Source organism: Caldimonas hydrothermalis, from assembly GCF_056746695.1.
Genome location: NZ_JBWQXA010000003.1, coordinates 287,656 through 311,477 on the forward strand (window position 1 = coordinate 287,656; position 23,822 = coordinate 311,477).

Here is a 23,822-nt window from a genome sequence, read left to right on the forward strand (position 1 = left end):
TGACTCAGACCTTGATCTTGAAACTGTCGGCGTACTTGGCCGGGTCCTTGCCGTCCCAGACCACCCCATCGATGAGCTTGCTCGATCGCATCACGTCCTTGGGCAGGCTCACCTTCGCAGCCGTGGCAGCTTGCTTGTACAGATCGATCTGGTTGATCTGCCGGGCCACCTCGAGGTAGTTCGGGTGCTCCTTGATGAGGCCCCAGCGCTTGTGCTGGGTGAGGAACCACATGCCGTCGCTCAGATAGGGGAAGTTCACCGCGCCGTCGTTGAAGAACTTCATGTGGTGGGGGTCGTCCCAGGTCTTGCCCAGGCCGTTCTGGTAGCGGCCCAGGATGCGCTGGTTGATCACGTCCACGCTGGTGTTCACGTAGGCACGGTCGGCCACGATCTCGGCCATCTTGAGCTTGTTTTGCAGGCCGGCGTCGATCCAACGACTGGCTTCGAGGATGGCAGCAACCACCGCACGGCAGGTGTTGGGATACTTCTTGACGAAGTCTGCGGTGGTGCCCAGGGTCTTCTCGGGGTGATCGGTCCACACGTCCTGGGTGGTCACGGCCGTGATACCGATACCGTCCATGATGGCGCGATGGTTCCACGGCTCGCCCACGCAGAAGCCGTCCATGTTGCCCACGCGCATGTTGGCCACCATTTGGGGGGGCGGCACGGTGATCACCTTGGCATCCTTGAACGGGTTGATGCCCGCACTGGCCAGCCAGTAATACAGCCACATTGCATGGGTGCCAGTGGGGAAGGTCTGGGCGAAGGTGTAGTCGCGCTTCTCGGAGGCCATCAGCTTGGCCAGCGAGGCGCCATCGACAGCCCCTTTGTCCGAGAGCTTCTTTGACAAGGTGATGGCCTGGCCGTTGTTGTTCAGGCTCATCAGCACGGCCATGTCCTTCTTGGGACCGCTCACGCCCAGATGCACGCCGTAGATCAGCCCGTACAGCACATGCGCCATGTCGAGCTCGCCGTTGACGAGCTTGTCGCGCACGCCGGCCCACGAGGCCTCTTTCGTGGGGATGATCTTCACGCCGTACTTTTTATCGAAGCCCAGCACCGAGGCCATCACGACCGAGGCGCAGTCGGTCAGCGGGATGAAGCCGATCTTCACCTCCTCCTTCTCGGGCTTGTCCGAACCCTGGGCCCAGACGGCGGTGTGCAGTCCGGGCACCATGCCGGTGGCGCCGGCCGCGGCCGTGGTCTTGAGCAGGGTCCGGCGGCTCAGGCGGGCCTTGAGCAGATCGTGGGCTTTCATGCGTCGCGTCCTTGATTTCATCGAAGCACCAAACAGAAAAGGCGTCCTCACGCAGCCTGCGAACAGACCGGTGGGGACGCCTTCGTCCTGGGGCCGGGGCATCGTCCTTGATGCCACCGGGCCGTTTGCGCGGGTCGCCGTTGACCTGCGCGCAAGAGCTTACGCATGAACCGTGCCAGGGTTTTGCCGCAGCAGCGCTGTCGGCGGTGCCCCGGTGCGGTGCGCCTGCAGCGGTTGCTGAGCCTGCGGTTTGTGCGGCGCACAACGGCGGTGCGCCACGGCGCATCAGGCCAGGAGTTCGTTGGCGTCGATCAGCCGCTGGGCCAGGTCGGCCAGCCGCAGGCCCTTGTCCATCGACAGCTTGCGCAGCCGGGCATAGGCTTGCGCCTCCGTGCAGCCCAGCCGGGCCATCAGGATGCCCTTGGCCCGATCGACGAGCTTGCGCTCCTGCAACTGGGTGCGCACATCGGCCAGTTCGCGCCGCAAGCCCTCCTCGTGCTGGAAGCGGGCCATGGCCACTTCCAGCACCGGCTTGACGCGCTCCGGTGCGAGCCCGGCCACCACATAGGCATTGACGCCCGCGGCAATGGCGTCGCGCACATGGCTGGTGTCCTCGTCGTCGGTGAACAGCACGATGGGCCGGCGCGCATCGCGGGTGGCCATCACCACATGCTCCAGCGTGTCGCGTGCCTCGCTCTCGGCATCGACGATGATCATGTCGGGTTGGATCTGTGCCACCCGCTCGGGCAGGTAGGCATCGGCCGGCAGCACCGCCACGATGTTGCAGCCGGCCTCCAACAGGCCGATGCGCAGGCTGCGCGAGCGCTCGGCCTGCCAGCCCGCAACGGCGTCGTCCGGGTCCGGGGTGAGCGTTTCCGGTGCAACGATCAGAATGCGCAGGGCAGGGGACGGGCTCATGCCCGCCGCCTTGCAACTATCGGGCCACGCCGAGGCCCCCGGGGGCTCAGACGCGCAGGGCGCGGCGCAGCCAGGCCATCGAACGCGAGGCCATGCCGGCGCCCAGCGGGGCGCGCGGCTGCGTGCGCTCCACCAGCACCCCGCGGGTGCTGAGCTGGGCCAGGAAATGCTGGACCGCGTCGCGGCCCAGACCGCTGGCACGCACCAGCAGGGTCAGCGGGACGAAGCCCTGGGACATCTGATGCAGCATCCGCTGGTAGGCGGTGCGCTGGTAGGCGGGCGGCAGTTCGGGCCAGCCCGAGAGCTTGTATTCCTTCATGATCCCAAACGACTTTGGACGGTCGAAACGCCGCTCTTGCGTGTGTACCGCAACGGGTGGCAAGACTAACCGCCCGTGCGTTTCCCTGGGAAGGGAATTCGGCGCAGTGTGGTGCATTCCCTAGGTTGGAGTTGTGACAAAGCGCTAACAGATCGTGCCAAGTTGTAACTGGGGCGGGCAAATATCCCTTGTTATCCGGGTCAACCCCAGGGCGCTACACTGCCCGGATGTTGGTTCTGGGCATAGAGTCTTCCTGTGACGAAACCGGCGTGGCCCTGGTGCGCGCCGACGCCGGCCTGGCTGCGCCCCGGTTGCTGGCCCATGCACTGCACAGCCAGATCGACATGCACCAAGCCTACGGCGGCGTGGTGCCCGAGCTGGCGTCTCGGGACCACATCCGGCGGGTGCTGCCACTGACCCGCCAGGTGCTGGCCGAGGCCGGCTGCCGCCTGGACGAGATCGACACCATCGCCTACACCCGCGGCCCGGGCCTGGCCGGTGCGCTGCTGGTGGGGGCCGGGTTGGCCTGTGCCCTCGGGGCGGCGCTGGATCGGCCGGTGGTGGGGGTGCATCACCTCGAAGGGCATCTGCTCTCGCCCTTCTTGTCGGCCGATCCGCCCGAGTTCCCCTTCGTCGCCCTGCTGGTGTCCGGAGGCCACACCCAGTTGATGCGGGTGGACGACGTCGGCCAGTACGAACTGCTGGGGGAGACCATCGACGACGCCGCCGGCGAGGCCTTCGACAAGTCGGCCAAGCTGCTGGGCCTGGGGTATCCCGGCGGCCCGGCGCTGGCCCGGCTGGCCGAGTTCGGCGACCCGGAGGTCTACGAGCTGCCGCGTCCGCTGCTGCACAGCGGCAACCTGGACTTCTCCTTCGCCGGGCTGAAGACGGCCGTGTGGACCCAGGTGCGCAAGCTCGGCGATGCCGTGTGCGAGCAGGACCGCGCCCACCTGGCTGCGGCCACCCAGGCGGCCATCGTGGAGGTGCTGGTGAAGAAATCGCTGGCGGCGCTGAAACAGACGGGCCTCAAGCGCCTGGTCGTGGCCGGCGGGGTCGGGGCCAACCGTCGCCTGCGCGATCTGCTGGATGCCCAGGCACAGCGTCGGGGCCTGAGGGTGCACTATCCCGAACTGCATCTGTGCACCGACAACGGCGCCATGATCGCTCTGGCGGCCGCGATGCGGCTGCAGCGCGATCCGGGACGGGCGCGGCGCGACTACGCCTTCGATGTTGCCCCCCGCTGGGACCTGGCCACGGCCTGAGCCGCCGAGCCGGCGTTGCGCGCTGGCACAATCCGCGCCCGATCCCTTTCCCTGGCCCAGCCCGACGAACCCCGGTCCATGAAGACTCTTGTCACGAACACCCTGCGCAGGGCCCTGGCCCTGGCCCTGGCCGCGGCCCTGGTCGGCCTCGCAACCCCTGTGGTGGCCCAGCCGCGGCCCGAGCCGGTGCGCCTGGGCCTCATCGAAGGTCTGTCCGGTCCGTTTGCGAACGCGGGGGAGGCCGTGCACCGCAACCTCGCCTGGGCGGCCGAGCGGGTCAATGCCCGTGGCGGCGTGAAGCTGCCCGGGGGCGCGCGGCCGCTGGAGATCGTGCGCCTGGACAGCAAGGGTCAGACGGAGGAGGCCCTGTCGATGCTGCGATCGGCGATCGACCAGCGCATCGCTTTCGTCGCCCAGGGCAACAGCTCGGCCACGGCGGCGGCGTTGATCGACGCCATCGAAAAGCACAACGAGCGCGACCCGCAGCGCCGCGTGCTCTTCCTGAACTATGCCGCCGTGGAGCCCAGCCTGACCAACGAGCGCTGCAGCTTCTGGCACTTCCGCTTCGATGCCCATGCGGACATGCGCCTGGCCGCGCTGATGGATGTGCTGGCCGAGGACCGCTCGGTCGACAGCGTCTACCTGATCGGCCAGGACTACAGCTTCGGCCAGCATGTGGTGCGCAAGAGCCGCGAGATGCTGGCCCAGCGCCGCCCCGACCTGAAGATCGTGGGCGAAGAATTGCACCCAATGGGCCGCATCAAGGATTTCCTGCCGTACGTGGCCAAGATCAAGGCCTCGGGCGCCCAGGCGGTGGTGACCGGCAACTGGGGCAATGACCTGACCCTGATGATCAAGGCCGCCCGCGAGGTGGGCCTGCAGGCGAAGTTCTACACCTTCTACGGCAACGCCCTGGGCGTGCCGGCGGCGATCGGCGAGGCCGGCGTGGGCCGCGTGCTGGCGGTGGCCGAGTGGCATCCCAATGCCGGCGGGGCCGCTTCCGACCGCTTCTATGCGGCCTTCCGCGAGCGCTTCCCCCGGGCCGCCGACGACTACCTGCACATGCGCATGCAGACCATGGTCGAGATGCTGGTGACCGCCATCGAACGCGCCGGCGCGACCGATCCGCTCCAGGTGGCCCGTGCGCTGGAAGGGGCCCGCTTCGACGGCGCGGCTCTCGGCGGCGTCCACCAGGGGGTCATGCGCGCCGCCGATCACCAGTTCATCCAGCCGCTGTACGTCAGCCTGATGCAAAGGGCCGGCAGCGAGGGGGTGCGCTTCGACAACGAGGGGTCCGGCTACGGATTTGCCACCGTGCGCCACCTGAGCGCGGCACGCACCGAGCAGCCCCACCAGTGCCAGATGCGCCGCCCCTGAGTCGCGCAAAACCGTCCCCGTGTACAATAATCAAGTTTTGCAGCAAAAAACTGCAAGACAAGGCACGGCGCGGGGAGGTTTCACCCGCGACCGCAAGTGAGTACGAAACCGCTCATCCCGGCGCGCGCCTGAGTCGCCGGGGTGGCGGTCGATTCCAAGGAACGACATGTCGATCGCAGATCTGAACAAGGCCGAGATCATCAAGGCCCACGCTCGCGGCGCCGCCGACACCGGGTCTCCCGAAGTGCAGGTGGCCCTGCTGACCGCCCGCATCAACGAACTCACCCCCCACTTCCAGCTCCACAAGAAAGACCATCATGGTCGCCGTGGTCTGCTGAAGATGGTCAACCGCCGCAAGCGCCTGCTGGCCTACCTGAAGGACAAGGACGCCGAGCGTTACACGGCGTTGATCCAGAAGCTGGGCCTGCGCAAGTAAACGCCCGAGGATGACCAAGAGCCTGTCTGGCGTCCCCAGCACAGGCTCTTTGTTTTTTGTCGGAGTCCGCGCCACTGCAATGGAGTTGCTGTGTCATTCCAAGGCGCCTGCGGGTCAGGCCCCCTGGAATGGCACTCCGCTCCGGTGACGAGGCTCCAGGCTTTGCGCGCAGCCGCATGCGCGCCTATCACCGGAGACATCCATGAGCATCTTCAACAAAGTCACCAAGACCTTCCAATGGGGTCAGCACACCGTCACGATGGAGACGGGCGAGATCGCGCGCCAGGCCACCGGCGCGGTGCTGGTCAACATGGACGACACCGTGGTGCTGGCCACCGTGGTGGCGGCCAAGAATGCCAAGCCCGGCCAGGACTTCTTTCCGCTGACCGTCGACTACATCGAGAAGACCTATGCCGCCGGGAAGATCCCGGGCAGCTTCTTCAAGCGTGAGGGCCGGCCCAGCGAATACGAGACCCTGACCTCGCGCCTGATCGACCGTCCGATCCGGCCGCTCTTCCCCGAGGGCTTCTTCAACGAGGTGCAAGTCGTCGTGCACGTGCTCTCGCTCAACCCCGAGGTCGAGCCCGACATCCCCGCCATGATCGCCACCAGCGCTGCGCTGGCCGTCTCGGGCATTCCCTTCAACGGCCCGATCGGCGCCGCGCGTGTGGGCTATGTCGACGGCGAGTACGTGCTCAACCCCGGCAAGACCCAACTGGCGCAGTCGCGCCTGGACCTGGTGGTGGCCGGCACCGAGGCGGCCGTGCTGATGGTCGAGTCCGAGGCCGACCAGTTGCCCGAGGACGTCATGCTCGGCGCCGTGGTCTTCGGTCACGAGCAGGGCAAGGTGGCGATCCAGGCCATTCACGAACTCGTGCGCGAGGGCGGCAAGCCCGAGTGGGACTGGCAGCCTGCGCCCAAGGACGAGGCCTTCATCGCCAAGGTCACCGCCCTGGCCGAGGACAAGCTGCGCGCGGCCTATCAGATCCGCTCCAAACAGGCCCGCACCCAGGCGTGCCGTGAAGCCTATGCCGCCGTGAAGGAAGCGCTGGGCGCCGAAGGCCTCGAGTTCGACGAGGTGAAGGTCGACGGCCTGCTCTTCGACATCGAGGCGCGCATCGTTCGCAGCCAGATCCTGGCCGGCGAGCCGCGCATCGACGGTCGCGACACCCGCACCGTGCGCCCCATCGAGATCCGCACTGGCGTGCTGCCGCGCACCCACGGCTCAGCCCTGTTCACCCGTGGCGAGACCCAGGCCCTGGTCGTGGCCACCCTGGGCACCGACCGCGATGCGCAGAAGATCGACGCGCTGGGCGGTGAATTCACCGACCGCTTCATGCTGCACTACAACATGCCGCCGTTCGCCACCGGCGAGACCGGCCGCGTGGGCAGCCCCAAGCGCCGCGAGATCGGTCACGGCCGGCTGGCCAAGCGGGCCCTGGTGGCCGTGCTGCCCTCCAAGGACGATTTCGCCTACTCGATGCGCGTGGTCTCCGAGATCACTGAATCCAACGGTTCGTCCTCGATGGCCTCCGTGTGCGGCGGCTGCCTGGCGCTGATGGACGCCGGCGTGCCCCTGAAGGCGCATGTGGCCGGCATTGCCATGGGCCTGATCAAGGAAGGCAACCGCTTTGCAGTGCTCACCGACATCCTGGGTGACGAGGACCATCTGGGCGACATGGACTTCAAGGTGGCCGGCACGACCGAAGGTGTGACCGCCTTGCAGATGGACATCAAGATCCAGGGCATCACCAAGGAGATCATGCAGGTCGCGCTGGCCCAGGCCAAGGAAGCGCGCATGCACATCCTGGGCAAGATGGTCGAGGCTGTCGGTGGTGCCAAGACCGAGGTCTCCCAATTCGCCCCGCGCCTTTACACGATGAAGATCAACCCGGAGAAGATCCGCGACGTGATCGGCAAGGGCGGGGCCACCATCCGCGCGCTGACCGAGGAGACCGGCACCCAGATCGACATCGCCGAGGATGGCACCATCACCATCGCCTCCACCGACGGTGCGCGCGCCGAAGAGGCTCGACGTCGCATCGAGGAGATCACCGCCGAGGTCGAGGTGGGCAAGATCTACGAAGGCCCCGTGACCAAGCTGCTGGAGTTCGGTGCCCTGGTCAACCTGCTGCCCGGCAAGGACGGTCTGCTGCACATCAGCCAGATCGCCCACGAGCGCGTCAACAAGGTCAGCGACTACCTGCAGGAAGGCCAGATCGTGCGCGTCAAGGTGCTCGAGACCGACGACAAGGGCCGCGTGAAGCTGTCGATGAAGGCCCTGGCCGAGCGGGTTCCCGCCGGCGAACGCGAGGCCCAGGAACAGCAACAGCAGCAGCAACAGCAGTGAGCCGGGTCGCACGGCCCATCGCCACGCCATGAAAGCGGTCGAAATCGTCGAATACGGGGCACCCGAGGTGCTGCGCCTGGCCGAGCGCCCCGACCCGGTGGCCGGGCCGGGGGAGGTGCTGATCCGCGTCGGCGCCTCAGGGGTCAACCGCCCCGACGTGCTGCAGCGCAAGGGCCTGTACCCTGTGCCGGCAGGCGCTTCGGACATCCCGGGCCTGGAGGTGGCCGGCGAGATCGTGGCCGGCGATGCGCAGGCCCTGTCCGAAGCCGGCTTGCGTCTGGGTGACCGGGTTTGCGCCCTGGTGCAAGGCGGCGGCTATGCCGAGCTGTGCGTCGCCCCGGTGGCCCAGTGCCTGCCGGTGCCCCCCGGCTGGTCCGACGTCGAGGCCTCGGGGCTGCCCGAGACCTTCTTCACCGTGTGGTCCAACGTCTTTCAGCGCGGCCGCCTGCAGCCTGGCGAGACCCTGCTCGTGCAAGGGGGCACCAGCGGCATCGGTGTGACAGCCATCCAGCTCGCCAAGGCCTTCGGGGCGACCGTCATCGCCACCGCCGGCTCCGACGAGAAGTGCGAGGCCTGCCGCAGGCTCGGGGCCGACCATGCGATCAACTACCGCCGCGAGGACTTTGCCGAGCGCACGCGCGAGCTCACCGGCGGCCATGGGGCGGATGTCATCCTCGACATGGTGGCTGGCGACTACCTGCCGCGCGAGATCGGCTGCCTGGCCGATGACGGCCGCCTGGTCATCATCGCCTTGCAACGCGGGGCCAAAGCCGAGCTCGACCTCGGTGCGCTGATGCGCCGCCGCCTCACGGTGACGGGCTCGACACTGCGTCCCCGTCCCGTGGCCTTCAAGGCCCAGATCGCCCGGGAACTGCGCGAGCGCGTGTGGCCGTTGCTGGCCTCGCGGCGCATCGTGCCGGTCGTCTTCCGCACCTTCGGGCCGGATGAGGCCGCCCAGGCGCATGCGCTCATGGAGTCCAACCAGCACATCGGCAAGCTGGCCCTCGTGTGGCAGCCTGCAGCGCGGACGTCTCCTTAAAATTTACAGTTTTTGCGCGGAGTGCTCCGTCCATGCGACGCAAACTCGTCATCGGCAACTGGAAGATGCACGGCAGCCTGGCGTCCAACGCCGAACTGCTGGCCGGCTTGCGCGCGGCCGAACCCTTCGTGTGCGACACGGCCGTGTGTCCGCCGTATCCCTACCTGGCCGCCTGCGTGCTGGCCCTGCAAGGCAGCCATATCGCGCTGGGCGCTCAGGACTGCTCGGCACACGAGCAGGGAGCCTACACCGGCGAGGTGTCGGCCGCGATGCTCGCTGACCTGGGCTGCCGCTACGTGATCGTCGGTCATTCCGAGCGCCGCAGCCTGCACGGAGAGACCGACCAGCTCGTGGCCGACAAGGCGAAGATGGCGGTCGGCAAGGGCCTCATCCCCGTCGTGTGCGTGGGCGAGACGCTGTCCGAGCGCGAGGCCGGGCATACCGAGTCGGTCGTCAAGCGCCAGCTCTCGGCCGTGATCCACACGCTGGGTCACTGCACACCGCAGATCGTGGTGGCCTACGAGCCGGTGTGGGCCATCGGCACCGGCAAGACCGCCACCCCCGAGCAGGCCCAAGCCGTGCACGCCCTGCTGCGCGCTCAGCTCAAGGCAGCCACACCGCATGCCGACGGGATGCGCATCCTCTACGGCGGCAGCGTCAAACCCGACAATGCCGCCGCCTTGTTCCAGCAGCCCGACATCGACGGCGGGCTCATCGGCGGGGCCTCACTGAAGGCTGCCGACTTCATCGCTATTTGCCGCGCCGCCCTGTGAGGCGTGCGGCTCCTCGAACCACCGGAGAACACTGATGCAGTTCATGATGACCCTGATCCTCGTGGTGCAGTTGCTGGCCGCGCTCGCCATGATCGGTCTGGTGCTGATCCAGCATGGCAAGGGGGCCGACATGGGCGCCTCCTTCGGCAGCGGGGCCTCGGGCAGCCTGTTCGGAGCCACAGGCAGCGCCAACTTCCTGTCGCGCACCACCGCGGTGTGCGCCACCGTCTTCTTTGCCTGCACGTTGGCGCTGGCCTATCTCTCCACCCCCGACACCCGTGGCGCGGCCGCGCCCGGTGCGAGCGTGCTCGACCAGCCCGCAGCCCCGGGGGCTGCACAGATCCCCGGCGCGCCCGACGCACAGTCTGCGCCGGCTGCCGGCCAGCCGGCCTCGGCGCCTGCGGCGGCCGGTGCGGCCCAGATCCCGGCCTCCGGCCACTGAGGCGGAGCTCACCAACCGGGCCTGCGGGTCCGGTCACGCGCCCGCGGGTCGCATAGCTCGCGGTGCGCAGCTTGCGCCAGATTCCAACCGGTCTCAAAAGTCGGTGGCGGCGCTTGGAGAAAACCCTGGGTTTCGGGTTAGAATTTATGTCTGTGCAGTGAGCAGCTCCCCTCAGAATTCACGGGCGGCTCACGAAACCCAACTGAACGATTGGTGCATGTCGCGGGCCTGGCCCGCGAGAGTGTTCCGGGCCGACGTGGTGGAATTGGTAGACACGCTATCTTGAGGGGGTAGTGGCGAAAGCTGTGCGAGTTCGAGTCTCGCCGTCGGCACCATCTCAATGCATCTTCGGCGGAGTCCTCATCCGGTGCTCCGTCGACCCTGACACCGGCCGGCAGCGGCAGGCGCAGGGAAATCGGGCGTGCTGAAGCAGCGGTTTGCCGCTGAGGACAGCGCGCCTTATTTTTGCCGCTTGCGGCAAGGCCGGACGACGCAGACATGGCGCAGCCAGGACCCACGAAACGATGAGCCAAGCGACGCAACGCCTATGATCCTCGACCAGTACCTTCCTGTCCTTTTGTTCATTCTGGTCGGCGTCGCGGTGGGCGTGGCGCCCCAGGTGCTCGGATTCGTCCTCGGCCCGCGACGGCCCGACCCCGAGAAGAACTCCCCCTACGAATGCGGCTTCGAGGCCTTCGAGGACGCGCGCATGAAGTTCGACGTGCGCTACTACCTCGTGGCCATCCTCTTCATCCTGTTCGACCTGGAAATCGCCTTCCTCTTCCCCTGGGCCGTGGCCTTGCGCGAGATCGGGCCGGTGGGCTTCTGGGCCATGATGGTCTTCCTGGCCATCCTCGTGGTGGGCTTCGTCTATGAGTGGAAGAAGGGCGCCCTGGATTGGGAATGACCAAGGAGTGCAGTCATGAGTATCGAAGGCGTTCTCAAGGAAGGTTTCATCACCACGACGGCTGACAAGCTGATCAACTGGTCCAAGACCGGGTCGCTGTGGCCCATGACCTTCGGGCTGGCGTGCTGTGCCGTGGAGATGATGCACGCCGGCGCATCGCGCTACGACATCGACCGCTTCGGCATGCTCTTTCGCCCCAGCCCGCGCCAGTCCGATCTGATGATCGTGGCAGGCACGCTGTGCAACAAGATGGCCCCGGCCCTGCGCAAGGTCTATGACCAGATGGCCGAGCCGCGCTGGGTGATCAGCATGGGTTCGTGTGCCAACGGCGGCGGCTATTACCACTACAGCTATTCGGTCGTGCGCGGCTGCGACCGCATCGTGCCGGTCGATGTGTATGTGCCCGGCTGTCCGCCCACGGCCGAGGCGCTGCTGTACGGCATCTTGCAGCTGCAGTCCAAGATCCGCCGAGAAAACACCATCGCCCGCTGAAGAGACGCTCATGACCCGACTCGACACCCTGCAAAGCGCGATCGAGGCCCGTCTGGGCGGCCAGATCCGTTCGCTCCAGCGCGATCGCGGCGAGCTCACCCTGGTGGTGGCGGCGGCCGATTACCTCGATGTATGCCGCCGTTTGCGCGACGACGAGGCCTTGCGTTTCGAGCAGCTCATCGACCTGTGTGGGGTGGACTACAGCACCTATGGCGACGGCCGTCATGACGGGCCGCGTTTCGCGGTGGTGTGCCACCTGCTGTCGGTCGCGCACAACTGGCGCTTGCGTGTGCGCACCTTCTGCCCCGATGACGACCTGCCGATGGTGGCCTCGGTCAACGAGATCTGGAATGCCGCCAATTGGTTCGAGCGCGAAGCCTTCGACCTTTTCGGCATCGTCTTCGAGGGTCACCTGGACCTGCGGCGCATCCTCACCGACTATGGCTTCATTGGACATCCGTTCCGCAAGGACTTCCCGACCACGGGTCATGTGGAGATGCGCTACGACCCCGAGCAGCGACGCGTCATCTACCAGCCGGTGACGATCGAGCCGCGCGAGATCACGCCGCGCGTAATCCGCGAAGAGCGCTACGGCGGCCTGCACTGAGCCCGAGGCAACCATGGCTGACATCAAGAACTACACGCTCAACTTCGGCCCGCAGCACCCGGCCGCCCACGGTGTGCTGCGCCTTGTGCTGGAACTTGACGGCGAGGTCATCCAGCGCGCCGATCCTCACATCGGCCTGTTGCACCGTGCCACCGAGAAGCTGGCCGAGAGCAAGACCTACATCCAGTCGCTGCCCTACATGGACCGTCTCGACTACGTGTCCATGATGTGCAACGAGCACGCCTACTGCCTGGCCATCGAGAAGCTGCTGGGCATTGAAGTGCCCGAGCGTGCGCAGTACATCCGGGTCATGTTCGCCGAGATCACCCGGCTGCTGAACCACCTGCTGTGGCTCGGTGCCCATGGGCTGGACTGCGGTGCGATGAACATGCTCATCTACTGCTTCCGCGAGCGGGAAGACCTTTTCGACATGTACGAGGCGGTCTCGGGGGCGCGCATGCACGCGGCCTATTTCCGTCCGGGCGGTGTCTACCGCGACCTGCCCGACAGCATGCCGCAGTACAAGCCCTCCAAGATCCGCAATGCCAAGGCGATCGCCAAGCTCAACGAGAACCGGCAGGGCTCCTTGCTCGATTTCATCGAGGACTTCACCCGTCGCTTCCCGAAGCATGTGGACGAGTACGAGACGCTGCTGACGGACAACCGCATCTGGAAGCAGCGCACCGTGGGCATCGGCGTGGTCAGCCCGGAGCGTGCCCTCAACCTCGGTTTCACCGGACCGATGCTGCGCGGCTCGGGTATCGCCTGGGACCTGCGCAAGATGCAGCCCTACGACGTCTATGACCGCATGGTGTTCGACGTGCCGGTGGGCACCAACGGCGACTGCTACGACCGCTACCTGGTGCGCGTCGAGGAGATGCGACAGTCCAACCGCATCATCCAGCAGTGCGTGCAATGGCTGCGCAAGAACCCGGGCCCGGTCATCACCGACAACCACAAGGTCGCGCCGCCGTCTCGCGTGGAGATGAAGTCCAGCATGGAGGAGCTGATCCATCACTTCAAGCTCTTCACCGAAGGCTTCCATGTGCCCGAAGGCGAGGCTTATGCCGCCGTCGAGCACCCCAAGGGCGAGTTCGGTATCTACATCGTCAGCGACGGTGCCAACAAACCCTACCGCCTGAAGATCCGTGCCCCGGGCTTTGCCCACTTGGCCGCGATGGACGAGATGTCGCGTGGCCACATGATCGCCGATGCCGTGGCCGTGATCGGCACCATGGACATCGTGTTCGGAGAGATTGACCGATGAGCGCCCAAGCCAAGCAGGTCCAGCCGATGCAGTTCGCACCGGCCACGCTGGAGCGTTTCGCCCGCGAGGTGGCGAAGTACCCGTCCGAGCAGAAGCAGTCGGCCGTGATGGCCTGCCTGGCCATCGTGCAGCAGGAGCAGGGGTGGGTGTCGGCCGAAGCCGAACTGGGCGTGGCCCAGTATCTGGGCATGCCCGCGGTGGCAGTGCGCGAGGTCACCACTTTCTACAACATGTACAACCAGCGGCCGGTGGGCAGGTTCAAGCTCAACGTCTGCACCAACCTGCCGTGCCAGTTGCGTGGCGGGCTGGCCGCTGCCGAGCACCTCGCCAGTCGCCTGGGCATCGAGATCGGCGGCACCACGCCCGACGGGCTGATCACCTTGCAGGAATGCGAGTGCCTGGGCGCCTGTGCCGATGCGCCGGTGATGCTGGTCAACGACCGCCAGATGTGCAGTTTCATGAGCAATGAGCGACTCGATGCGCTGCTGGTCGAACTCGAGTCTGCCGCCAAGCAGGGGGTGAAGTGATGGCCCTCGACCTGTCCAAGTTCCAGGCCACTGGCCGCGAAACCTGCTTCCACGGCCGCCACATCAGTCCCCAGATCTATGCCGGCCTGGACGGCAGCAACTGGCGCCTGAAGGACTACGAGGCCCGTGGAGGCTATCAGGCCTTGCGCAAGGTGCTGGGTCTGGATGGCGGCGCGGGCATGACGCCCGACCAGGTGATTGCCGAGGTGAAGGCGTCGGCCCTGCGCGGCCGTGGCGGTGCCGGCTTCCCCACGGGTCTGAAGTGGAGCTTCATGCCCCGCCAGTTCCCTGGCCAGAAGTACCTCGTGTGCAATTCCGACGAGGGCGAGCCGGGCACCTGCAAGGACCGCGACATCCTGCGCTACAACCCGCACATCGTGATCGAGGGCATGGCGATCGCCGCCTACGCGATGGGCATCAGCGTGGGCTACAACTACATCCACGGCGAAATCTTCGAGGTCTACGAGCGTTTCGAGCAGGCCCTCGAGGAAGCACGTGCTGCCGGCTACCTAGGCCATCACATCCTCGGCAGCGACTTTTCTTTCCAGTTGCATGCCCATCACGGTTTCGGGGCCTACATCTGCGGCGAGGAAACCGCGCTGCTGGAGTCGCTGGAGGGCAAGAAGGGCCAACCGCGCTTCAAGCCGCCGTTCCCGGCGAGCTACGGCCTGTATGGCAAGCCCACCACGATCAACAACACCGAGACCTTCGCTGCGGTGCCCTGGATCATCCGTCACGGCGGTGACGCCTACTTGCAGGTGGGCAAGCCCAACAACGGCGGCACCAAGATCTTCTCGGTGGTGGGCGATGTCGAGCGTCCGGGCAACTACGAGATCCCGATGGGCACACCCTTTGCCACGCTGCTCGAGCTGGCCGGCGGCGTGCACAAGGGCCGCCGACTCAAGGCGGTGATCCCCGGCGGTTCGTCGGCGCCGGTGCTGCCGGCCTCCATCATGATGGACTGCACGATGGATTACGACTCCATCGCCAAGGCCGGCTCGATGCTGGGTTCCGGTGCGGTCATCGTGATGGATGACACGCGCTGCATGGTCAAGTCGCTGCTGCGCCTGTCCTACTTCTACATGCATGAGTCCTGCGGGCAGTGCACACCCTGTCGCGAGGGCACCGGCTGGCTGTGGCGCGTGGTCGACCGCATCGAGCATGGCAAGGGCCGGCCTGAAGATCTCGATCTGCTGAACTCGGTGGCCGACAACATCCAGGGCCGCACCATCTGCGCGCTGGGCGATGCAGCGGCGATGCCGGTGCGGGCGATGATCAAGCATTTCCGCGACGAGTTCGCCTACCACGTCGAACACAAGACCTGCCAGGTCCCGGCCTACGTTTGAGGCTTGCAGCATATGGTTGAAATCGAACTGGACGGCCGCAAGGTCGAGGTGCCCGAAGGCAGCATGGTGATGCATGCGGCCGAGAAGGCCGGTACCTACATTCCGCACTTCTGCTATCACAAGAAGCTGTCGATCGCGGCCAACTGCCGCATGTGCCTGGTCGATGTCGAGAAGGCGCCCAAGCCCATGCCGGCCTGCGCCACGCCGGTGACGCAGGGCATGATCGTGCGCACCAAGAGCGACAAGGCGATCAAGGCCCAGCAGTCGGTGATGGAGTTCCTGCTCATCAACCATCCGCTGGACTGCCCGATCTGCGACCAGGGGGGCGAATGCCAGCTCCAGGACCTGGCCGTCGGCTACGGGGGCTCGTCGTCGCGCTACCAGGAGGAAAAGCGCGTGGTCTTCCACAAGGAGGTCGGTCCGCTGATCTCCATGGAGGAGATGAGCCGCTGCATCCACTGCACCCGTTGCGTGCGCTTCGGGCAGGAGATCGCCGGTGTCATGGAGCTGGGCATGCTCCACCGCGGCGAACACTCCGAAATCACCACCTTCGTGGGCCAGACGGTCGATTCCGAGCTGTCGGGCAACATGATCGACATCTGCCCGGTGGGAGCACTGACCAGCAAGCCTTTCCGCTACAAGGCACGAACCTGGGAGCTGTCGCGCCGCAAGAGCGTCAGCCCGCACGATTCGACCGGTGCGAACCTGATCGTGCAAGTCAAGAATAACAAGGTGATGCGTGTCGTGCCCCTCGAGAACGAGGAGGTCAACGAATGCTGGATCGCCGACCGTGACCGTTTCTCCTACGAGGCCCTGAACGTCGAGGACCGCTTGACCGTCCCGATGATCAAGCAGGGCGGCCAGTGGCGCGAGGTCGACTGGTCCACCGCGCTCGAGTACGTGGCCAACGGACTGAAGCAGGTCCGCCACCAGCATGGCGCTCAGGCCATCGGTGCGCTGGGCAGTGCACATGCCACAGCCGAGGAGCTGTATCTGCTGGGCCAGTTCATGCGAAGACTGGGCAGCGAGAACGTCGACCATCGACTGCGGCACGCCGACTTCACCGCGCCGCCTGCGGGCCAAGCGCGCTGGCTGGGGCGGTCCATCGCCTCCCTGTCGAACCTGGAGGCGGCGCTTGTCGTCGGCTCCTTCCTGCGCAAGGATCATCCGCTGCTGGCCCAGCGTCTGCGTCAGGCGGCCCGGCGCGGAGCGCGCATCCACAGTCTGCATGCGCTGCACGATGATTGGCTGATGCCCATGGCCCAGGGCATGACGGCCGCGCCGTCGGCCTGGGTGCAGGCCCTGGCAGCGGTGGCCGCGGCGGTCGCCGCCGAGCGGGGTGTCCCGGCCCCGATGGACGCTACGGTCGACGAGGCTGCCGCGGCCATCGGCCGCTCGCTGCTCTCGGGTGAACGCAAGGCCGTGCTGCTGGGCAACGCCGCGGTGCAGCATCCCCAGGCGTCGCAACTGCTGGCGCTGGCGAACTGGATTGCCGCCCACACGGGCGGCACGTCCGGTGTGCTGAGCGAGGCCGCCAACAGCGTGGGCGCTCAGCTCGTCGGGGCTCTGCCCGGGCCGGGTGGTCTGGACGTGGCCGGCATGCTCGCCCAGCCTCTCAAGGCTTACGTGCTGCTGCATGTCGAACCCTCGCTCGACCTTGCCGACCCGCTGCGTGCGGCCCGCGCCCTGCACGGCGCCGAGATGGTGGTGGCGCTCACCCCGTTCAAGTCGGCCGTGCAGGCCCATGCGGACGTGATGCTGCCCATCGCCCCCTTCACCGAGACGGCCGGCACTTTCGTGAATGCTGAAGGGCGTGCACAGAGTTTCTATGGTGTGGTCAAGCCGCTGGGCGAGACCCGCCCGGCCTGGAAGGTGCTGCGTGTGCTGGGCACGATGCTGGATCTGCCTGGTTTCGGCTTCGAGACGGCCGAGGAGGTGCGTGCCCAGGCGCTGGGTGACGTGACGGCGCTGGCGGCACGGCTGAGCAATGAGGTGCAGGTTTCTGCCCACCCGGCGCCGGTCTCGACCGGCCTGGAGCGCATCGCCGACGTGCCCATCTACAGCAGCGACATGCTGGTGCGCCGGGCTGCATCGCTGCAGCTCACTCGCGATGCTCAGCCCCCGGTGGTTAGCGTGGGGCAGGCCACCTGGGTGCACCTGGGTCTGAAAGAGGGCGACCGTGTGCGTGTGCAAGTGGGTGGCGGCGTGGCCACGCTGCCGGTGCGTTGTGATGCCGGCCTGGCGGCCAACGTGGTGCGTGTGGCCGCAGGCCATGCCGACACCGCCGAGCTGGGCCCGATGTTCGCGGCCGTGGAATTGAGCAAGGCGTGATCGAGGAAGCTGCAGATGCTTGAGACCCTCACCCAATTCGGCCAGGCCCAGCTCGGCGGCGCCTGGCCCGTGGTCTGGAACCTGGTCAAGATCGTGGCGTTGGTCCTGCCGCTGATGATCTGCGTGGCCTACCTCACCTTGTGGGAGCGCAAGGCCATCGGCTGGACGCAGGTGCGCCCCGGGCCCAACCGCGTCGGCCCAGGTGGACTGCTGCAGCCGATCGCGGATGCGGTGAAGCTGATCTTCAAAGAGATCATCACGCCCACGGCCGCCAACAAAGGTTTGTACTACCTGGCCCCGGTCATGACCATCATGCCGGCGCTGGCCGCCTGGGCGGTGATTCCCTTCGGTCCTGAGGTGGCGCTGGCCAACATCAACGCCGGCCTGCTGTTCCTGATGGCAATCACCTCGCTGGAGGTCTACGGCGTCATCATTGCCGGCTGGGCTTCGAACTCGAAGTACGCCTTCCTCGGCGCCATGCGCGCGTCGGCGCAGATGGTGTCGTACGAGATCGCGATGGGCTTCGCCTTCGTCGTGGTGCTGATGGTCGCTGGCAGCCTGAACATGACCGACATCGTGGTCAGCCAGGACAAGGGCTATTTTGCCGATCTGGGGCTGAACTTCCTGTCCTGGAACTGGCTGCCGCTGCTGCCCATCTGCGTCGTCTATTTCATCTCCGGACTGGCTGAGACCAACCGTCACCCCTTCGACGTGGTCGAAGGCGAATCGGAAATCGTCGCCGGCCACATGATCGAGTACTCGGGCATGTCGTTCGCGATGTTTTTCCTGGCCGAGTACGCCAACATGATCCTGGTGTCGGCCTTGGCCGCGCTGATGTTCTTCGGCGGCTGGCTGCCGCCGGTGGACAGCGCACTGTTCAACTGGATTCCTGGTTGGGTCTGGTTGGGCCTGAAGACCTTCGTATTGGTCACCATTTTCCTGTGGGTGCGCGCGACCTTCCCGCGGTTCCGCTACGACCAGATCATGCGTCTGGGCTGGAAGGTTTTCATTCCCGTGACGTTGGTGTGGCTGGTGGTGGTGGGTCTGTGGATCCAATCGCCCTGGAACATCTGGCACTGAACCGGAAGTCTGACGAGGTCCCACGATGTCTGCTGTAGCTTCCCTCAAGGGGTTCATCAACAGCTTCATGCTCACGGAGCTGATCAAGGGTCTGGCACTGACGGGCCGTCATTTCCTCTCGCCGCACATCACCGTGCAGTTCCCGGAGGAGAAGACCCCCTTGTCCCCGCGTTTCCGGGGCCTGCACGCACTGCGCCGTTACGACAACGGAGAGGAGCGCTGCATCGCCTGCAAGCTGTGCGAGGCGGTATGCCCTGCAATGGCGATCACGATCGAGTCCGAGGTGCGTGAGGACGGTTCGCGCCGCACGACCCGCTACGACATCGACCTGACCAAGTGCATCTTCTGCGGCTTCTGCGAGGAAAGCTGCCCGGTCGACTCCATCGTCGAAACCCACATCTTCGAGTACCACGGCGAGAAGCGCGGCGACCTGTACTTCACCAAGGACATGCTGCTGGCCGTGGGGGACCGCTACGAGAAGGAAATCGCGGCCAACAAGGAGGCGGACGCGAAGTACCGGTAGTGCCCGCCTGCCGGTCTCTGCCGGCTCCGAGGGGGAGCCGGGCGACCCGCCAACCGAGAACAAAGACATGGATACCCTAAGCGCGCTCTTTTACGTGTTCTCAGCAGTGCTGCTGTTCGCGTCCTTCCGCGTCATCACGGCGCGCAGCACGGTGCATGCCGCGCTGTACCTCGTGCTGGCCTTCTTCAACGCTGCCGGCGTGTGGATGCTGTTGCAGGCCGAGTTCCTGGCCATTGCGCTGGTGCTCGTCTACGTCGGTGCCGTGATGGTGCTGTTCCTGTTCGTCGTGATGATGCTCGACATCAACGTCGACGCCTTGCGCCAGAACTTCTGGAGGCACTTCCCGGTCGCCGGCCTGATCGGCGTGCTCATCGCGCTGGAGATGGCCCTGGTGCTGATGACCGGCTTCAGCCCGGGCCAGGCGCCGCAGCCGACACCCGAGCAGATCCAGATGGGCAACACCAAGCTGCTGGGGATCGAGATGTACACCCACTACATCTACCCGCTGCAGGTGGCGGCAGTGCTGTTGCTGGTGGCCATCGTGGCGGCGATCGCCCTGACGCTGCGCCGGCGCAAGGATTCCCGCTACGTGAACCCGGCCGACCAGATTCGCGTGACCAAGGCGCAGCGGCTGCGTGTGCTCAATATCGAACCGGTCGTCGACAGGCCGGTGGCGGCCGCCTCGGGCGGTGAGCAGCCCACCACCGGAGGCAAGGCATGAGCATCACCCTGGGACACTACCTCACCTTGGGAGGCATCCTGTTCGCGATGTCGGTGGTCGGCATCTTCATGAACCGGCGCAACCTGATCGTTCTGCTGATGGCCATCGAACTGATGCTGCTGGCCGTCAACCTGAACTTCGTGGCCTTCTCGCACTATCTGGGCGACCCGGCCGGCCAGGTGTTCGTCTTCTTCATCCTGACGGTGGCCGCGGCCGAGTCGGCCATCGGCCTGGCCATCCTGGTCGTGCTGTTCCGCAACCGCTCGACCATCAACGTGGACGAACTCGACGCCCTCAAGGGTTGACGCAGCACAGGACACCACAAGATGTCGCAACTCTCACAGAACATGCTGGTCGCGGTGCCCCTGGCGCCGCTGGCCGGGGCCATCATCGCGGGGTTGTTCGGCCGCTACGTCGGCCGCCGCGGCGCCCACTTCTTCACCATCCTCGGTGTGCTGATCTCCTTCATCCTCTCGGCCATGGTGCTGAAGGCCGTGGCGGTGGACGGGGCACGCTTCAATGCCACTGTCTACGAATGGCTGGTGCTGGGCGAGCTGAAGATGGAGGTGGGTTTCCTCATCGACGGCCTGTCGGCGATGATGATGTGCGTGGTGACCTTCGTGTCGCTGATGGTGCACATCTACACCATTGGCTACATGGAAGAAGACCCGGGCTACCAGCGCTTCTTCGCGTACATCTCGCTGTTCACCTTCTCGATGTTGATGCTCGTGATGAGCAACAACTTCCTCCAGCTCTTCTTCGGCTGGGAGGCGGTGGGCCTGGTGTCCTACCTGTTGATCGGCTTCTGGTACAAGAAGCCCACGGCCATCTTTGCCAATCTGAAAGCCTTCCTGGTCAACCGGGTGGGCGATTTCGGCTTCATCCTCGGCATCGGTCTGATCGTGGCATTTGCCGGCACGCTCAACTACACCGAGACCTTTGGCAAGGCCGGTGAACTCGCCCGCCTGAGCTTCCCGGGGACCGAGTGGATGCTGATCACGGTGATCTGCATCTGCCTGTTCATCGGTGCGATGGGCAAGTCGGCACAGTTTCCGCTGCACGTGTGGCTGCCGGACTCGATGGAGGGCCCCACACCGATTTCGGCGCTCATCCACGCGGCCACGATGGTGACGGCCGGCATCTTCATGGTGGCACGCATGTCACCACTGTTCGAGCTGTCGGACACCGCGCTGAACTTCGTGCTGGTGATCGGGGCCATCACGGCACTCTTCATGGGTTTGCTGGGCATCATCCAGAACGACATCAAGCGCGTGGTGGCCTATTCCACCCTGTCGCAGCTCGGCTACATGACGGTGGCGCTGGGAGCGTCGGCCTATTCGGTGGCCGTGTTCCACCTGATGACCCATGCCTTCTTCAAGGCGCTGCTGTTCCTTGCCGCCGGCTCGGTGATCATCGGCATGCACCACGATCAGGACATCCGCAACATGGGTGGACTGCGCAAGTACATGCCCATCACCTGGATCACCTCGCTGCTGGGGTCGCTGGCGCTGATCGGCACGCCGCTGTTCTCGGGCTTTTACTCCAAGGACAGCATCATCCTGGCGGTGCAGGCGAGCACCCTGCCGGGGGCGGGTTTTGCCAGCTTCGCCGTGGTCGCCGGTGTGTTCATCACGGCCTTCTACTCCTTCCGGATGTACTTCCTGGTCTTCCATGGCAAGGAGCGCTTCCACGACAAACCCCATCCGTCGCCTGATGATCATGGTCACCACGACGACGAGCACGGCCACCACGAGCCGCACGAGTCACCCTGGGTGGTCACAGCGCCGCTGCTGCTGCTGGCCGTGCCTTCGGTCGTGATCGGCTTCATGACCATCGGCCCGATGCTCTTCGGAGACTTCCTCAAGGACGCCATCGTCGTGAACACCGAGGCTCACCCGGCCATGAAGGTGCTGGCCGAGGGCTTCCACGGCGCTGCTGCGATGGCCCTGCACGGTTTGCAGACCTTGCCGTTCTGGCTGGCGCTGGCGGGGGTGGCCACAGCCTACGTCTTCTACCTGGTCAAGCCCGAGATCCCGGCGGCGCTGCACGCTCGCCTGGGCTGGCTGGTGCGCATCATGGAGAACAAGTACTACATGGATTGGATCAACGAGAAGGTCTTTGCCGCGGGTGCCCGGCTGCTGGGCCGCGGCCTCTGGAAGGGGGGCGACGTGGGCCTGATCGACGGCCTGATCGTCAACGGCTCGGCCAAAGTGGTTGGTTGGACGGCCTCCGTGGTGCGTCTGGTGCAGTCGGGCTATATCTACCACTACGCCCTGGTGATGATCGTCGGCGTGTTCGCGCTGATCACCTGGCAGTTGTGGCCCCACCTGCAGTCCTTCCTGGTCCGCTGAGCGAGGTTGCCCGAACATGAGTCTGCTGAGCCTCGCCATCTGGACGCCCATTCTCTTTGGCGTCATCTTGCTGACCTTGGGGCGCGATGAGCATGCCAATGCGGTGCGCTGGATCGCCCTTGCCGGTGCCGTGCTGAGCTTCTTCATCACGGTCCCCCTGGTCACCGGCTTCGACACCAGCACCTCGGCGATGCAGTTCGTCGAGCATGTGCCCTGGATCGAGCGCTTCAATGTCCATTACCACCTGGGCGTGGATGGGCTTTCCGTGTGGTTCGTGCTGTTGACGGCCTTCATCACCGTCGTGGTGGTGATCTCCGCCTGGGAGGTGATCACCGAGCGCGTGAACCAGTACATGGGGGCCTTCCTCATCCTCTCCGGCCTGATGGTGGGGGTGTTCTCGGCGCTGGACGGTCTGCTGTTCTACGTCTTCTTCGAGGCCACGCTGATCCCGATGTACATCATCATCGGCATCTGGGGCGGGCCGCGCAGGGTCTACGCCGCATTCAAGTTCTTTCTCTACACGCTGCTGGGCTCGCTGCTGATGCTGGTGGCCCTGGCCTATCTGTATTTCAAGTCGGGCGGCAGCTTCGACATCCTGAGCTGGCATCAGCTCCCGCTGCCGCTGGATGTGCAATTGCTGCTGTTCGGGGCCTTCTTCCTGGCCTTTGCGGTGAAGGTGCCGATGTGGCCGGTGCACACCTGGCTGCCCGATGCCCACGTGGAGGCTCCCACCGGCGGCTCGGTGGTGCTGGCGGCGATCATGCTCAAGCTCGGTGCCTACGGTTTCCTGCGCTTTTCCCTGCCCATCGTGCCTGATGCGGCCCGTGAGCTGGACTGGCTCATCATCAGCTTGTCGTTGATCGCCGTGCTCTACATCGGTCTGGTGGCTCTGGTGCAGCAGGACATGAAGAAGCTGGTGGCCTATTCCTCGATCGCGCACATGGGCTTCGTGACCCTGGGCTTCTTCTTGTTCAACGAGCTGGCGGTTTCGGGGGCCATCGTGCAAATGATTGCGCACGGCTTCGTCTCCGGCGCGATGTTCCTGTGCATCGGTGTGCTCTATGACCGTGTGCATTCGCGCGAGATCGCGGCCTATGGCGGCGTGGTGAACACCATGCCCAAGTTTGCGGCCTTCGCGGTGCTGTTCGCGATGGCCAACTGCGGCCTGCCGGGTACGGCCGGCTTCGTGGGGGAGTGGATGGTGATTCTGGGCGCCGTGAAGGTGAACTTCTGGATCGGTTTGCTGGCGGCCACGACGCTGATCTTCGGGGCGGCCTACACGCTGTGGATGGTAAAGCGCGTGTACTTCGGCGACGTCGCGAACGACAACGTGCGCGGCTTGCAAGACCTGAACAAGCGCGAGTTCTTCATGCTGGCGCTGCTGGCCCTGGCGGTGCTTTGGATGGGCGTGTACCCAAAGCCCTTCACCGACGTGATGCACCACTCGGTGGTGGATCTGCTCAAGCATGTCGCCGTGTCCAAGCTGAACTGACGGG

Annotated in this window: 23 protein-coding genes and 1 tRNA gene; 21 read left to right on the forward strand and 3 right to left on the reverse strand. The window is 65.6% G+C overall.

What is annotated here, in order from left to right; genetic code table 11:
* Window positions 1–4: 4 nt before the first annotated feature.
* From AC1ECW_RS06540 to AC1ECW_RS06550, 3 genes are all read right to left on the reverse strand, one after another.
* Complete coding sequence (locus tag AC1ECW_RS06540) at window positions 5–1,258, reverse strand: ABC transporter substrate-binding protein (RefSeq protein ID WP_409706122.1); 1,254 nt, start codon at window positions 1,256–1,258, stop codon at window positions 5–7.
* Between the two features lie 285 nt (window positions 1,259–1,543).
* Window positions 1,544–2,176 (reverse strand): ANTAR domain-containing response regulator, encoded by a 633-nt coding sequence (locus tag AC1ECW_RS06545; protein ID WP_409706119.1) that lies wholly within the window; start codon window positions 2,174–2,176, stop codon window positions 1,544–1,546.
* Between the two features lie 46 nt (window positions 2,177–2,222).
* The gene (locus tag AC1ECW_RS06550; RefSeq protein WP_409706116.1) at window positions 2,223–2,495 is read right to left on the reverse strand and encodes a hypothetical protein; all 273 of its coding nucleotides are present in this window, start codon (window positions 2,493–2,495) and stop codon (window positions 2,223–2,225) included.
* Window positions 2,496–2,722: 227 nt separating this feature from the next.
* On the opposite strand from AC1ECW_RS06550, the gene tsaD reads away from it, so the two are divergent.
* From tsaD to AC1ECW_RS06655, 21 genes are all read left to right on the forward strand, one after another.
* Window positions 2,723–3,757, forward strand: a complete 1,035-nt coding sequence (tsaD, locus tag AC1ECW_RS06555; protein WP_409706113.1) for a tRNA (adenosine(37)-N6)-threonylcarbamoyltransferase complex transferase subunit TsaD — start codon at window positions 2,723–2,725, stop codon at window positions 3,755–3,757.
* A gap of 78 nt (window positions 3,758–3,835) precedes the next feature.
* Window positions 3,836–5,134, forward strand: a complete 1,299-nt coding sequence (locus AC1ECW_RS06560; protein WP_481201479.1) for a branched-chain amino acid ABC transporter substrate-binding protein — start codon at window positions 3,836–3,838, stop codon at window positions 5,132–5,134.
* Window positions 5,135–5,300: 166 nt separating this feature from the next.
* Complete coding sequence (gene rpsO, locus AC1ECW_RS06565) at window positions 5,301–5,570, forward strand: 30S ribosomal protein S15 (RefSeq protein WP_062196133.1); 270 nt, start codon at window positions 5,301–5,303, stop codon at window positions 5,568–5,570.
* Window positions 5,571–5,772: 202 nt separating this feature from the next.
* Window positions 5,773–7,920 (forward strand): polyribonucleotide nucleotidyltransferase, encoded by a 2,148-nt coding sequence (gene pnp / locus AC1ECW_RS06570; protein ID WP_481201480.1) that lies wholly within the window; start codon window positions 5,773–5,775, stop codon window positions 7,918–7,920.
* Between the two features lie 28 nt (window positions 7,921–7,948).
* Complete coding sequence (locus AC1ECW_RS06575) at window positions 7,949–8,959, forward strand: NAD(P)H-quinone oxidoreductase (RefSeq protein WP_409704411.1); 1,011 nt, start codon at window positions 7,949–7,951, stop codon at window positions 8,957–8,959.
* Between the two features lie 32 nt (window positions 8,960–8,991).
* Window positions 8,992–9,732, forward strand: a complete 741-nt coding sequence (gene tpiA, locus AC1ECW_RS06580; RefSeq protein WP_409704413.1) for a triose-phosphate isomerase — start codon at window positions 8,992–8,994, stop codon at window positions 9,730–9,732.
* A gap of 34 nt (window positions 9,733–9,766) precedes the next feature.
* Window positions 9,767–10,174: a preprotein translocase subunit SecG gene (secG, locus tag AC1ECW_RS06585; RefSeq protein WP_409704415.1), complete on the forward strand. Its 408-nt coding sequence runs from the start codon at window positions 9,767–9,769 to the stop codon at window positions 10,172–10,174.
* Window positions 10,175–10,424: 250 nt separating this feature from the next.
* Window positions 10,425–10,509: transfer RNA gene (locus AC1ECW_RS06590), tRNA-Leu, on the forward strand.
* Window positions 10,510–10,721: 212 nt separating this feature from the next.
* Window positions 10,722–11,081, forward strand: a complete 360-nt coding sequence (locus tag AC1ECW_RS06595) for an NADH-quinone oxidoreductase subunit A (protein ID WP_409704417.1) — start codon at window positions 10,722–10,724, stop codon at window positions 11,079–11,081.
* Between the two features lie 15 nt (window positions 11,082–11,096).
* A complete protein-coding gene (locus AC1ECW_RS06600; RefSeq protein ID WP_104302711.1) occupies window positions 11,097–11,573 on the forward strand; it encodes a NuoB/complex I 20 kDa subunit family protein in 477 nt (158 codons plus the stop codon).
* A gap of 10 nt (window positions 11,574–11,583) precedes the next feature.
* On the forward strand, window positions 11,584–12,180 hold the full coding sequence (locus tag AC1ECW_RS06605; protein WP_409704419.1) for an NADH-quinone oxidoreductase subunit C: 597 nt from the start codon (window positions 11,584–11,586) through the stop codon (window positions 12,178–12,180).
* A 13-nt stretch (window positions 12,181–12,193) separates the two neighbouring features.
* Window positions 12,194–13,447: an NADH-quinone oxidoreductase subunit D gene (locus AC1ECW_RS06610; RefSeq protein ID WP_409704421.1), complete on the forward strand. Its 1,254-nt coding sequence runs from the start codon at window positions 12,194–12,196 to the stop codon at window positions 13,445–13,447.
* Complete coding sequence (gene nuoE / locus AC1ECW_RS06615) at window positions 13,444–13,974, forward strand: NADH-quinone oxidoreductase subunit NuoE (RefSeq protein WP_409704423.1); 531 nt, start codon at window positions 13,444–13,446, stop codon at window positions 13,972–13,974. Before AC1ECW_RS06610 ends, nuoE begins: the two co-directional genes overlap by 4 nt.
* Entirely contained in the window at window positions 13,974–15,320 is a 1,347-nt protein-coding gene (nuoF, locus tag AC1ECW_RS06620; protein WP_409704425.1) for an NADH-quinone oxidoreductase subunit NuoF, read from the forward strand. Before nuoE ends, nuoF begins: the two co-directional genes overlap by 1 nt.
* A 12-nt stretch (window positions 15,321–15,332) precedes the next feature.
* Complete coding sequence (nuoG, locus tag AC1ECW_RS06625; RefSeq protein WP_481201481.1) at window positions 15,333–17,651, forward strand: NADH-quinone oxidoreductase subunit NuoG; 2,319 nt, start codon at window positions 15,333–15,335, stop codon at window positions 17,649–17,651.
* Window positions 17,652–17,666: 15 nt separating this feature from the next.
* A complete protein-coding gene (gene nuoH, locus AC1ECW_RS06630) occupies window positions 17,667–18,731 on the forward strand; it encodes an NADH-quinone oxidoreductase subunit NuoH (protein WP_409704429.1) in 1,065 nt (354 codons plus the stop codon).
* Between the two features lie 25 nt (window positions 18,732–18,756).
* The gene (gene nuoI / locus AC1ECW_RS06635; protein WP_409659513.1) at window positions 18,757–19,254 is read left to right on the forward strand and encodes an NADH-quinone oxidoreductase subunit NuoI; all 498 of its coding nucleotides are present in this window, start codon (window positions 18,757–18,759) and stop codon (window positions 19,252–19,254) included.
* 67 nt (window positions 19,255–19,321) lie between these two features.
* On the forward strand, window positions 19,322–19,975 hold the full coding sequence (locus tag AC1ECW_RS06640; protein ID WP_409704431.1) for an NADH-quinone oxidoreductase subunit J: 654 nt from the start codon (window positions 19,322–19,324) through the stop codon (window positions 19,973–19,975).
* A complete protein-coding gene (gene nuoK / locus AC1ECW_RS06645; RefSeq protein ID WP_409704433.1) occupies window positions 19,972–20,280 on the forward strand; it encodes an NADH-quinone oxidoreductase subunit NuoK in 309 nt (102 codons plus the stop codon). Before AC1ECW_RS06640 ends, nuoK begins: the two co-directional genes overlap by 4 nt.
* A gap of 21 nt (window positions 20,281–20,301) precedes the next feature.
* Window positions 20,302–22,326 carry an NADH-quinone oxidoreductase subunit L gene (nuoL, locus tag AC1ECW_RS06650; RefSeq protein ID WP_409704435.1) on the forward strand — a complete coding sequence of 675 codons (2,025 nt, stop codon included), beginning with the start codon at window positions 20,302–20,304 and terminating at the stop codon, window positions 22,324–22,326.
* A 16-nt stretch (window positions 22,327–22,342) separates the two neighbouring features.
* Window positions 22,343–23,818, forward strand: coding sequence for an NADH-quinone oxidoreductase subunit M (locus tag AC1ECW_RS06655; RefSeq protein WP_409704437.1), 1,476 nt, complete (start codon window positions 22,343–22,345; stop codon window positions 23,816–23,818).
* Window positions 23,819–23,822 lie beyond the last annotated feature (4 nt).

Bases quoted from the DNA above. Each gene is read 5' to 3' on its own strand.
- AC1ECW_RS06540 (WP_409706122.1), bottom strand. From the start codon at position 1,258: ATGAAAGCCCACGATCTGCTCAAGGCCCGCCTGAGCCGCCGGACCCTG.
- AC1ECW_RS06545 (WP_409706119.1), bottom strand. From the start codon at position 2,176: ATGAGCCCGTCCCCTGCCCTGCGCATTCTGATCGTTGCACCGGAAACG.
- AC1ECW_RS06550 (WP_409706116.1), bottom strand. From the start codon at position 2,495: ATGAAGGAATACAAGCTCTCGGGCTGGCCCGAACTGCCGCCCGCCTAC.
- tsaD (WP_409706113.1), top strand. From the start codon at position 2,723: ATGTTGGTTCTGGGCATAGAGTCTTCCTGTGACGAAACCGGCGTGGCC.
- AC1ECW_RS06560 (WP_481201479.1), top strand. From the start codon at position 3,836: ATGAAGACTCTTGTCACGAACACCCTGCGCAGGGCCCTGGCCCTGGCC.
- rpsO (WP_062196133.1), top strand. From the start codon at position 5,301: ATGTCGATCGCAGATCTGAACAAGGCCGAGATCATCAAGGCCCACGCT.
- pnp (WP_481201480.1), top strand. From the start codon at position 5,773: ATGAGCATCTTCAACAAAGTCACCAAGACCTTCCAATGGGGTCAGCAC.
- AC1ECW_RS06575 (WP_409704411.1), top strand. From the start codon at position 7,949: ATGAAAGCGGTCGAAATCGTCGAATACGGGGCACCCGAGGTGCTGCGC.
- tpiA (WP_409704413.1), top strand. From the start codon at position 8,992: ATGCGACGCAAACTCGTCATCGGCAACTGGAAGATGCACGGCAGCCTG.
- secG (WP_409704415.1), top strand. From the start codon at position 9,767: ATGCAGTTCATGATGACCCTGATCCTCGTGGTGCAGTTGCTGGCCGCG.
- AC1ECW_RS06595 (WP_409704417.1), top strand. From the start codon at position 10,722: ATGATCCTCGACCAGTACCTTCCTGTCCTTTTGTTCATTCTGGTCGGC.
- AC1ECW_RS06600 (WP_104302711.1), top strand. From the start codon at position 11,097: ATGAGTATCGAAGGCGTTCTCAAGGAAGGTTTCATCACCACGACGGCT.
- AC1ECW_RS06605 (WP_409704419.1), top strand. From the start codon at position 11,584: ATGACCCGACTCGACACCCTGCAAAGCGCGATCGAGGCCCGTCTGGGC.
- AC1ECW_RS06610 (WP_409704421.1), top strand. From the start codon at position 12,194: ATGGCTGACATCAAGAACTACACGCTCAACTTCGGCCCGCAGCACCCG.
- nuoE (WP_409704423.1), top strand. From the start codon at position 13,444: ATGAGCGCCCAAGCCAAGCAGGTCCAGCCGATGCAGTTCGCACCGGCC.
- nuoF (WP_409704425.1), top strand. From the start codon at position 13,974: ATGGCCCTCGACCTGTCCAAGTTCCAGGCCACTGGCCGCGAAACCTGC.
- nuoG (WP_481201481.1), top strand. From the start codon at position 15,333: ATGGTTGAAATCGAACTGGACGGCCGCAAGGTCGAGGTGCCCGAAGGC.
- nuoH (WP_409704429.1), top strand. From the start codon at position 17,667: ATGCTTGAGACCCTCACCCAATTCGGCCAGGCCCAGCTCGGCGGCGCC.
- nuoI (WP_409659513.1), top strand. From the start codon at position 18,757: ATGTCTGCTGTAGCTTCCCTCAAGGGGTTCATCAACAGCTTCATGCTC.
- AC1ECW_RS06640 (WP_409704431.1), top strand. From the start codon at position 19,322: ATGGATACCCTAAGCGCGCTCTTTTACGTGTTCTCAGCAGTGCTGCTG.
- nuoK (WP_409704433.1), top strand. From the start codon at position 19,972: ATGAGCATCACCCTGGGACACTACCTCACCTTGGGAGGCATCCTGTTC.
- nuoL (WP_409704435.1), top strand. From the start codon at position 20,302: ATGTCGCAACTCTCACAGAACATGCTGGTCGCGGTGCCCCTGGCGCCG.
- AC1ECW_RS06655 (WP_409704437.1), top strand. From the start codon at position 22,343: ATGAGTCTGCTGAGCCTCGCCATCTGGACGCCCATTCTCTTTGGCGTC.